The organism is Pseudomonas sp. PvP027 (assembly GCF_017833005.1).
In the GTDB taxonomy this organism is placed as follows: Bacteria; Pseudomonadota; Gammaproteobacteria; order Pseudomonadales; family Pseudomonadaceae; genus Aquipseudomonas; species Aquipseudomonas congelans.
Genome location: NZ_JAFIBK010000001.1, coordinates 509,357 through 520,445, shown reverse-complemented (window position 1 = coordinate 520,445; position 11,089 = coordinate 509,357). Strand labels below are relative to the sequence as shown.

The 11,089-nt window shown below is 59.7% G+C and carries 6 protein-coding genes; 5 read left to right on the top strand and 1 reads right to left on the bottom strand.

Annotated features, from left to right (window positions below):
* Positions 1–16: 16 nt before the first annotated feature.
* Together JOE33_RS01800 and JOE33_RS01795 are read left to right on the top strand one after the other, a co-directional pair.
* Positions 17–2,128, top strand: a complete 2,112-nt coding sequence (locus JOE33_RS01800; RefSeq protein WP_032614015.1) for a bifunctional diguanylate cyclase/phosphodiesterase — start codon at positions 17–19, stop codon at positions 2,126–2,128.
* Between the two features lie 110 nt (positions 2,129–2,238).
* Positions 2,239–2,985 (top strand): SDR family oxidoreductase, encoded by a 747-nt coding sequence (locus JOE33_RS01795; protein WP_054993665.1) that lies wholly within the window; start codon positions 2,239–2,241, stop codon positions 2,983–2,985.
* 48 nt (positions 2,986–3,033) lie between these two features.
* Here the strand turns inward: JOE33_RS01795 and JOE33_RS01790 are convergent, their stop codons facing one another.
* On the bottom strand, positions 3,034–3,192 hold the full coding sequence (locus JOE33_RS01790) for a hypothetical protein (RefSeq protein WP_080288792.1): 159 nt from the start codon (positions 3,190–3,192) through the stop codon (positions 3,034–3,036).
* Positions 3,193–3,486: 294 nt separating this feature from the next.
* Between JOE33_RS01790 and JOE33_RS01785 the strand changes: the two genes are divergently transcribed.
* The 3 genes from JOE33_RS01785 to glgB are packed head-to-tail and all read left to right on the top strand — an operon-like array spanning position 3,487 to position 11,073.
* On the top strand, positions 3,487–5,505 hold the full coding sequence (locus JOE33_RS01785) for an alpha-1,4-glucan--maltose-1-phosphate maltosyltransferase (RefSeq protein WP_187625607.1): 2,019 nt from the start codon (positions 3,487–3,489) through the stop codon (positions 5,503–5,505).
* Positions 5,506–5,524: 19 nt separating this feature from the next.
* Positions 5,525–8,851, top strand: a complete 3,327-nt coding sequence (gene treS, locus JOE33_RS01780) for a maltose alpha-D-glucosyltransferase (protein WP_122529033.1) — start codon at positions 5,525–5,527, stop codon at positions 8,849–8,851.
* On the top strand, positions 8,848–11,073 hold the full coding sequence (glgB, locus tag JOE33_RS01775; RefSeq protein WP_187625606.1) for a 1,4-alpha-glucan branching protein GlgB: 2,226 nt from the start codon (positions 8,848–8,850) through the stop codon (positions 11,071–11,073). Before treS ends, glgB begins: the two co-directional genes overlap by 4 nt.
* The last annotated feature ends 16 nt before the right edge of the window (positions 11,074–11,089 follow it).

Below are 11,089 nucleotides of genomic sequence, written 5' to 3'. Positions count from 1 at the left end.
GTTTCCAGGTGCGTTTATGTTGATTGGCAGCTACATCCCTTCACTCGTCGTCATGTCGATCCTCGTCGCTATTCTTGCCGCGTATACGGCCCTCGATCTGGTTGGCCGCATCGTTTCGGCCAGGGGCCGTGCTGTCCACTTATGGACTGCGGGCGGCGCTATCGCGATGGGCGTTGGCACCTGGTCGACACATTTCATCGGTATGCTGGCGTTCGTATTACCCATCGACCTGGGCTACGACGTGCCACTGGTGCTGCTTTCGCTGTTGATCTCCATCGGCTTTTCAGGGTTCGCCCTGTGGCTCGCCACCCAGCCACGATTGCCCGCGCTGCAACTTAGCCTGGGTGCGGTGTTGCTGGGGCTTGGCATCAGCGCCATGCACTACACCGGTATGGCTGCAATGCGCATGCAGCCTGGCATTCAATATACGCCGTGGCTGTTCGTGCTTTCTGTGGTCATTGCTATCGCTGCGTCTGCGGCAGCATTGCGCATAGCCTTCCATCTTCGCCAGCAGCGCCCCAGGGTCTACCTGCTACGCGCCTCGGCGGCGCTGTTGCTGGGGCTGGCTGTCATCGGCATGCATTACACCGGCATGGCCGCTGCGAATTTTGCCGATGGCAGCTTTTGCGGTGCGCTGCCCCAGGGGCTGAGCAGTAACGGGCTGGACAGGATGGTGCTGGTCACCAGCCTGTCGATTCTGGGGATTGCGCTGTTCAGCTGTATTCTCGATTCCCACCTGGAAACACGTACCGCCGTGTTGGCCGATTCCCTGACTGAAGCCAATCTGGAACTGACCCACCTGGCCCTGCATGACAACCTGACCGGCTTGCCAAACCGGGCGTTGTTGACGGAGCGCATCGATCAGGCGATGAAGAGGGCCACTGAGTCAGGTGGTTGCTTTGCGCTGATGTTCATGGACCTCGATGGTTTCAAGCCAGTCAATGATGCGTTCGGCCATCACACTGGCGACCTGCTGTTACGACAGGTCGCCTTGCGTCTGCGCAACAGCCTGCATCGACGCGACACCCTGGCAAGAGTCGGCGGCGATGAGTTCGTTCTGCTGGTGGAGCTTCAAAACCCCGAGGATGCATTGACCGTTGCCAGACGACAGGTCAGCGAAGTCGGCAACCCGTTCAACATTGGCGAACATCAGTTGCAGATTTCCCTGAGCATCGGCATCTGCATGTACCCGGGCAATGGCAGCACCCAGCATGAGCTTCTGATCAATGCCGACGCGGCCATGTACCACACCAAGGCTGCCGGCAAGAACGGCTACAGCTTTTTCGATGCATCGATGAACAGTAACGCCCGCAATCAGCTGCAGATGTCGCAGGATTTGCACAAGGCGATCAAGCACCGGCAGTTCTGTATCTATTACCAGCCCAAGTTCGACGCCATGACCGGGCTGCCGGTGGGCGCAGAAGCGTTGTTGCGCTGGAATCATCCGGAGCAGGGAATCCTGGGGCCCGACCTGTTCATTTCCATGGCGGAGAAAACCGGCCTGATCATTCAGATCGGCGAGTGGGTACTGGACGAAGCCTGTCGACAAATGCGTGAGTGGTACACGCAGGGGTACTCGCACTGGCGCATTGCAGTCAATCTGTCGGCCTTGCAGTTCTGTCATTCCGGGTTGGTCACGGCAGTAGCCGACACACTGGCCCGGCACCAGTTGCCGGCCAACTGCCTGACCCTGGAAATCACCGAAACCACTGCCATGCATGATGCGGATGCCAGCCTGGCGGTGTTGAGAAGGCTTTCGGAAATGGGCGTGGACCTGTCGATCGATGATTTTGGCACCGGTTACTCCAGCCTGATGTACCTGAAGCGACTGCCTGCCAATGAAATCAAGATTGATCGGGGCTTCGTCCGCGACCTTGAGCATGACACCGACGACGCCGCCATCGTCTCGGCCATCGTCGCGGTAGGGCAGGCGTTGAATCTGCGGATAGTTGCCGAAGGCGTCGAAACCGCCGTTCAGCAGCGCTTCCTGACTCACTTGGGATGCCACTCGCTGCAAGGCTTTCTGCTGGGTTATCCGTTGCCAGCCCAGCAGTTTCTCGAAGAAATCCGCGCCGCCGAAACGAAAGCTGCAGTGGATGCGTCCGATACCGGGCAAGCGGCTTTCTGAAGCGTGCAGATGGCGCTGGACGGTAAAGGCTGTCACGATCCGAACCGGCTGGTTAACCTGCGAGGGTTGGCTGGATCCTGATGTCGGCCTTTGAAAAAACGAGACACTCCATGGAAAAAGTCCTCATTATCACCGGTGGTTCGCGCGGTATCGGCGCTGCCACAGCGCGTCTGGCCGCCTCACAGGGTTATCGGATCTGCATCAACTACCTGTCGGATCATGCCGCGGCCGAAAAGACGGCAGGCCAGGTGAGGGCGATGGGCGCCAAAGCGATCACCGTGCAGGCCGACGTCAGCAACGAAGACGAGATCATGCGGCTGTTTGCCAGGGTCGACTCCGAACTCGGTCGTGTCACCCATCTGGTAAATAATGCGGGCACCCTGGCGCAGGCTTCCAGAGTCGAGGACATGTCGGAATTCCGCATGTTGAAGATGATGATGAACAACGTCGTCGGCCCGATGCTGTGCAGCAAACACGCCTTGTTGCGCATGTTGCCAGCTCACGGAGGGCACGGCGGCAGCATCGTCAACGTATCGTCACTCGCGGCACGCCTGGGCTCGGCAGGTGAGTACGTCGACTATGCGGCATCGAAAGGTGCGCTGGACACCTTCACCATCGGCCTGTCCAAAGAGGTCGCAGCGGAAAACGTTCGCGTCAACGCGGTACGTCCGGGCTTCATCTTCACCGACTTTCACGCCTTGAGCGGCGATCCGTTTCGCGTCAGCAAGCTTGAGGGGGCATTGCCAATGGGCCGTGGCGGTACCGCCGAAGAAGTGGCCGAGGCCATTCTCTGGTTGCTGTCGGACAATGCGTCTTACGCCACAGGAACGTTCATCGATGTGGCGGGAGGGCGCTGAAGGCGTCCATGGTCGGGCAGGCGCCTTCAGACCCCGCTTACTGACTCGTCACACCGTGACCGGTGGCGCATTGGCGGGCGGGTCGCCGACTGGCGTTTCATTGGGTGGTGGCGTGGATGGCGGCGGATCCTGTTCGGGCACTGGCTCGGGCAGGGCAGGGTCATCGATGTTTGGATCGGGTACTTCTACCGGATTGGGTAGGATCATGGTTGCAGCCTCCTTGTCGACACTGTTTACGACCGCCCTGCATTGGTGATGATTCAATTGATTTGCCTCCCGCGACAGTTGCCCCGTTGACCCGCTCCTTCGTTGCTCCATCTCTCGGCACGACCCGTAAACATCCTCAAAACCTTTGAACTTTACCCTCGTTGACCGCTCGGAACCTAGGCAGCGGAAATAGACGAGTCGCCAGCACAGTGCGATCGTACGCTGCCATACCGTCAATTTTTCCATTGCATGGAATGCACAGGAGCGTCCCTGGGGCGTGAGGAGTGATGCTCGATGAATGAACAGCCATACGGTCCGGATTCCCTGGCCACCGATGTCCCGCAAGCAACCCTTCCGCTGTCACTGACCCAGGCGCTGCAATTACCCCGCATCGTGATTGAAGACACGTTGCCGGTGATTGACGGTGGCTTGTTTGCGGCCAAGGCGATCATCGGGCAACCGGTTACCGTGACCAGCAAGGTCTATGCCGATGGGCACGACAAGATGGCGGTCAATATCCGCTGGCGTGCTGCCGACGAAGAGCACTGGCACAGCGCGCCAATGCGCGAGCTGGGCAATGACAGCTGGGTCGGTGAATTCACCCCGACCTCTGTCAGCCGTCATGTGTTTCGCCTCGAAGCCTGGATCGATCAGTTCGGCAGCTATCGTTATGAGCTGGAGAAGAAGTTCGGCGCGGGCGTTCCTGTCGATCTGGAACTGGAAGAGGGCCGCATTCATCTGGTGCACGCCGCCGAGCGCAGCCAGAACGAGCAGCGTCAGCAGATCGAAAGTCTGCTGGGCCAGCTTGAGCAGGGCGATAAAGACGAGAAGGTCGCGCTGCTGTTGCACAGCGAAACCGCCAGCCTGATGAAGCTGGCCGACAATCAGGCCTTCCTGAGCCGCAGCGTCGAGTTCCCGCTGGATGTCGAGCGTGAGCTGGCGCAGTTCGCCAGTTGGTACGAGCTGTTTCCCCGTTCGGTGACCGACGATCCGGCACGCCACGGTACGTTCAACGATGTCCACTCGCGTCTGCCGATCATTCGCGACATGGGCTTCGACGTGCTGTATTTCCCGCCGATTCATCCTATCGGCCGTGCCCACCGCAAGGGGCCGAACAACTCTCTGACCGCAGGCCCTGATGATCCGGGCAGCCCGTATGCAATCGGCAGCGAGGATGGGGGCCATGAAGCCATCCATCCGCAGCTGGGCAGTCGTGAAGATTTCCGTAATCTGGTAAAAGCTGCCGCCGATCATGGTCTGGAAATCGCGTTGGACTTCGCCATCCAGTGCTCCCAGGATCACCCGTGGCTCAAGCAGCATCCGGGCTGGTTCTCGTGGCGTCCGGACGGCACGATCCGTTATGCGGAAAACCCGCCGAAGAAATATCAGGACATCGTCAACGTCGACTTCTACGCACCAGACGCCATCCCCGGCCTGTGGACGGAGTTGCGCGATATCGTGCTGGGCTGGGTCAACGAGGGCGTGAAAATCTTCCGCGTCGACAACCCGCACACCAAGCCGCTGCCGTTCTGGCAGTGGATGATCGGCGAGGTGCGCAGTCAGCACCCTGAGGTGATGTTCCTGGCCGAAGCCTTCACCAAGCCGGCAATGATGGCGCGACTGGGCAAAGTCGGGTACAGCCAGAGCTACACCTATTTCACCTGGCGCAACACCAAGGCGGAGCTGTCCGAGTATTTCACCCAGCTCAATGAAGTCCCATGGCGCGACTGTTATCGTCCGAATTTCTTCGTCAACACGCCTGACATCAACCCGCGCTTCCTGCACGAGTCCGGGCGTACCGGCTTTCTGATCCGGGCGGCACTGGCCACTATGGGGTCCGGGCTGTGGGGTATGTATTCGGGGTTCGAGCTCTGCGAAGCGGCACCGATTCCCGGCAAGGAAGAGTATCTGGACTCTGAGAAGTACGAGATTCGGGTTCGCGATTACGCGGCGCCGGGCAACATCATCGCCGAGATTGCTCAACTCAACCGCATTCGTCGGCAGAACCCTGCGCTGCAAACGCACCTGGGTCTGAAGCTGTACAACGCGTGGAACGACAACATCCTGTATTTCGGCAAGCGCTCGGCGGATGGCAGCAACTTCATTCTGGTTGCCGTCAACCTCGACCCGTACAACGCACAGGAAGCGGATTTCGAGTTGCCGCTGTGGGAAATGGGCCTGCCGGATGACGCCGCTACGTCGGGTGAAGACCTGATGACCGGGCACCGCTGGACTTGGTACGGCAAGTATCAGCACACGCGTCTCGATCCAGCTCAACCGTTTGGAATCTGGCGTATCCAGGCCGCGCAATAACACTCCCGAGGAGTCAATAATGGCCAAAAAGCCCGGTGACGCGACATTTATCAAAGACCCGCTCTGGTACAAGGATGCGGTGATTTATCAGGTTCACGTGAAATCGTTCTTTGATTCCAATAACGACGGAATCGGCGATTTTGCGGGCTTGATCGAAAAGCTCGACTACATTGCCGCGCTGGGCGTCAACACCATCTGGTTGTTGCCGTTTTATCCGTCGCCGCGCCGGGACGATGGTTACGACATTTCCGAATACCGCGATGTGCACAGCGACTACGGCACCATGGCCGATGCCAAGCGTTTCATCGCCCAGGCTCACAAGCGTGGCCTGCGAGTGATCAGCGAACTGGTCATCAATCATACTTCCGACCAGCACCCGTGGTTCCAGAAAGCCCGCAACGCCAAGCCCGGTTCCAAGGCGCGGGATTTCTATGTGTGGTCGGACACTGATCAGAAGTACGACGGTACACGGATCATCTTTCTCGATACCGAGACGTCCAACTGGACCTGGGACCCGGTTGCCGGCCAGTACTTCTGGCACCGTTTCTACTCCCACCAGCCGGACCTGAATTTCGACAACCCGCACGTGTTGGATGCGGTCCTCGAAGTCATGCGCTTCTGGCTGGATCTGGGCATCGACGGTCTGCGTCTGGATGCCATTCCGTACCTCATCGAGCGGGACGGCACCAACAACGAGAACCTGCCGGAAACCCATCAGGTGCTCAAGCGCATTCGTGCCGAGATCGACGCGAACTATCCGGACCGCATGCTGCTGGCCGAGGCCAATCAATGGCCGGAAGACACCCAGCTGTATTTTGGTGACAGCAAAGGCCCGGATGGCGATGAATGCCACATGGCTTTTCACTTTCCGTTGATGCCACGCATGTACATGGCGCTGGCCCAGGAAGATCGTTTTCCGATCACCGATATTTTGCGGCAGACGCCGGAAATTCCGGAGAACTGCCAATGGGCCATTTTCCTGCGCAACCACGATGAACTGACCCTGGAAATGGTCACCGATCGTGAGCGTGACTATCTGTGGAATTACTACGCAGCCGACCGTCGTGCACGGATCAACCTGGGTATCCGTCGGCGTTTGGCACCGCTGGTGGATCGCGATCGTCGCAGGGTCGAGTTGCTCAACAGCATGCTGCTGTCGATGCCCGGCACACCGACGCTGTATTACGGCGACGAGATCGGCATGGGCGACAACATCTACCTGGGCGACCGGGACGGGGTGCGCACGCCCATGCAATGGTCCATCGACCGCAACGGCGGCTTTTCGCGCGCCGACCCGGCCAGTCTGGTGTTGCCACCGATCATGGACCCGATGTATGGCTTTCAGTCGGTCAACGTCGAAATCCAGGAACGCGACCCACATTCGCTGCTGAACTGGAACCGGCGCATGCTCGCCGTGCGCAAACAGCAGAAGGCATTCGGGCGTGGCACGCTGAAAATGCTTTCGCCATCGAACCGCCGCATTCTTGCCTATACCCGCGAATACACAGCACCTGACGGACACAGTGAAGTGGTGTTGTGTGTCGCCAACGTTTCCAGCGCCGCCCAGGCTGCAGAGCTTGAGTTGTCTGCCTATGCAGGCACGGTGCCGGTGGAAATGCTCGGCGGCAGCGCTTTCCCGCCCATCGGCCAGTTAAGCTACCTGCTGACACTGCCGCCGTACGGTTTTTACTGGTTTTTACTGGCTTCGGAGAATCAAATGCCCAGTTGGCACGTTGAACCCGCGCAGAGCATGCCGGACTTCCCGACTCTGGTGCTCAAGAAGCGTCTGGAAGAGTTGCTCGAAGAGCCACTGCGCAGCACCATGGAAAACACCTCGCTGGCGGTCTACCTGCCCAAGCGGCGCTGGTTTGCGGGCAAGGACAAGGCGATCGAGAAGGTCAGCATTGCCTACGCCGTGCGCTTCGGCGATGAAGCGCACCCGGTATTGCTCAGCGAAATCGAAGTCACCGCAGGCGGCCAGACCGATCGCTATCAATTGCCGTTCGGCTTGCTGGCCGAAGACGACATCAGCAGTGCATTGCCGCAGCAACTGGCACTGGCCCGAGTGCGTCGCAGCCGCGATGTCGGGTTGATCACTGACGCATTCACCCTGGAAACCTTCATCCGTGCAGTGATTCAGGGCATGCAGTCGGACACGGTCATCCCCTGTGCCGACGGCGAGTTGCGCTTCGAGCAAAGCTCGCAGCTGGCCCCCCTTGGCCTGACCGCCGAGTCGGAAGTGCGCTACCTGTCTGCCGAGCAATCGAACAGTTCGGTGGTGGTCGGCAGCAGTCTGGTGCTCAAGCTGATTCGCAAAGTCAGCGCCGGGACGCACCCAGAGCTGGAAATGGGGGCATTCCTGACCCATGCCGGCTTCAAGAACATTTCTCCGCTGCTGGGCTCACTGGTACGTGTCGGCAAGGACGGCCAGTCCAGTCTGCTGATGATCGCCCAGGGGTATCTGAGCAATCAGGGTGATGCGTGGGAGTGGACCCAGAACAATCTCGAGCGTGCAGTACGTGACGAGCTGGCCCATGGTGTTTCCGGTCAGGAACAGCATTACAACGCGTTGCTCGAACTCGCGGACTTTTCGCGCAGTCTTGGCCAGCGCCTGGGTGAGATGCATCAGATCCTCGCGTCGCCCACCGACAATGCGGATTTTGCCGTTGAAGTCACCAGCAGCCAGGACAGCAAGGCCTCCGGAGCCAGCGTCAACGCTCAGCTCGAGCGCGCCTTGCAGCTGCTGGAACAGCGCATGGGCGAGCTGGAGCAGGACGATCAGCAACTGGTCAAAGACTTGCTCGCGCAGCGCAAGCAGATCCGTCAGCGCATCGAGGGCCTGGCCAAGCGCTCGGCCGGTGGCCTGCGCATTCGTGTGCACGGCGATCTGCATCTGGGGCAAGTACTGGTGGTCAAGGGCGATGCCTACCTGATCGATTTCGAGGGTGAGCCGGCCCGCGCACTTGAAGAGCGCCGTGCCAAGCACAGCCCGTTCAAGGATGTCAGCGGTGTTCTGCGCTCCTTCGATTACGCTGCGGCCATGGCTGTACGCAGTGCGCAGAGCGTCGACACGTCTCCCGAGGCAGCCGGCGCGCGCAAACGTGTGGCCGATACCTACCTGGCGCAGGCGCGGGAAACCTTCATCGAAGGTTATCGTTCGGCGACCACCGGCATGGCCCATGCCTGGAAAGATGCAAAAGGGGAGGACGCTGCACTCGAGCTGTTCACCCTTGAAAAAGCTGCTTATGAAGTGATCTACGAAGCCGAGAACCGTCCAGCCTGGCTGGCCGTTCCCTTGCAAGGCTTGCGTGGGCTGCTGCAACCGTCTGATGGAGAGTCAATATGAATGCGCCTGACAAAACCGGCACGCGCCGCCGCGCGATTCCCGCTGCTGTGGACCTCGACGCGCTGATCCGTGCTGAACACCATGACCCGTTCTCTATCCTCGGCCCGCATGGCGATGGCGGCAGCGGGCAGTATGTCCGCGCCTATCTGCCCGCGGCCTTGAGTGTCCGCCTGCTGGCCAGGGATGACGGTCGCGAACTGGGCGAGATGGAAATGAGCGAAGTGCCGGGGTTTTTCGTCGGTCACCTCGAGCACCCGCAGCCTTACCTGCTGAAAATCAACTGGGCCGGCGGTGAACAGATCACCGAAGACCCCTACAGCTTTGGCCCGCTGCTGGGCGAGATGGACCTCTACCTGTTTGCCGAGGGTAATCATCGCGACCTGAGCAGCTGTCTGGGCGCGCAAGTCACCAGCGTCGATGGCGTGGACGGTGTCCGTTTTGCGGTCTGGGCGCCCAATGCGCGTCGTGTTTCTGTGGTTGGCAGCTTCAACAGTTGGGATGGCCGTCGCCATCCGATGCGCATGCGCCACCCGACCGGCGTCTGGGAAATTTTTGTCCCGCGCCTGCAGCCCGGTGAGGTCTACAAGTATGAAATTCTCGGTGCTCACGGGATTCTGCCGCTGAAAAGCGATCCGATGGCCTTGTCCACCACATTGCCGCCCGATACCGCGTCGAAGATCGCTGCGCCATTGCAATTCGAGTGGAATGACCAGGAGTGGCTGCAATCAAGGGCAGGCCGTCACGAGGTCAACGCGCCCTTGTCGATCTACGAGTTGCACGCAGGCTCCTGGCAAATGGAGCAGGTCGACGACAATCAATGGCGGCAGTACAACTGGCGTGAACTGGCTGACCGCCTGATTCCCTACGTCAAGGAACTTGGCTTCACGCACATCGAGCTGATGCCGATCATGGAGCACCCGTTCGGTGGTTCATGGGGCTATCAGTTGCTGGCCCAGTTCGCGCCAACTGCCCGTTACGGTTCGCCGGAAGATTTCGCGTTCTTCGTCGATGCCTGCCACCGGGCTGAAATCGGCGTCATTCTTGACTGGGTTCCGGCGCATTTTCCAACCGATACCCATGGTCTGGCGCAATTCGACGGTACTTGTCTGTATGAGTACGCTGACCCCAAGGAAGGCTTCCATCAGGACTGGAACACCCTGATCTACAACCTGGGACGCACCGAGGTTCATGGCTTCATGCTGGCCTCTGCACTGCACTGGCTCAAGCATTACCACATCGACGGTCTGCGCGTGGATGCGGTGGCGTCGATGCTGTACCGCGACTATTCGCGTAATGCCGGCGAATGGGTGACGAATCGTTATGGCGGCCGCGAAAACCTTGAGGCTATCGACTTTCTGCGTCACTTGAACGACGTGGTTGCGCTGGAAGCCCCCGGGACCATGGTGATTGCCGAAGAGTCGACCGCGTGGCCGGGTGTCAGCGAGCCGACCCAGCAGGGCGGGCTTGGCTTCAACTACAAGTGGAACATGGGCTGGATGCATGACTCGCTGCAGTACATGGAAGAGGACCCGATCAACCGCGGGCATCACCATGGCAAGCTGAGCTTCAGTCTGGTGTATGCGTGGTCCGAGCGTTTTGTACTGCCTATTTCCCACGACGAAGTGGTGCACGGCAAACATTCGCTGATCGACAAGATGCCGGGTGACCGCTGGCAGAAATTCGCTAACCTGCGTGCCTATCTGTCATTCATGTGGACGCACCCAGGCAAGAAGCTGCTGTTCATGGGCTGCGAATTCGGCCAATGGCGCGAGTGGAATCACGACAGGGAACTGGACTGGTACTTGATGCAATACGCCGAGCACGTGGGCGTGAAGAACCTGGTCGGCGACCTGAACCGCCTCTATCGAGAGGAAAAGGCGCTGCACGAGCGCGATGCAGACCCTGCCGGCTTCCAGTGGCTGGTTGGCGATGACAGTGCCAACAGCGTGTTTGCGTACCTGCGCTGGAGCAAAGACGGCGAACCGTTGCTGGTGGTCGCCAACATGACCCCGGTGCCGCGCCTGGACTACCGTCTCGGCGCGCCGATGCGAGGTGCCTGGACGGAGCTGTTGAACAGTGACGCAGAAACCTACGCAGGCTCCAACTTTGGCAACGGTGGCGAGGTCCTGACTGAAGCCGCGCCGGCGCATGGGATGGAGGATTCGCTGGTGCTGAATCTGCCACCACTCGCGGTGCTGATCTTCAAACCGAAGAAAGACTGATCAAGGCGCGTCCCCG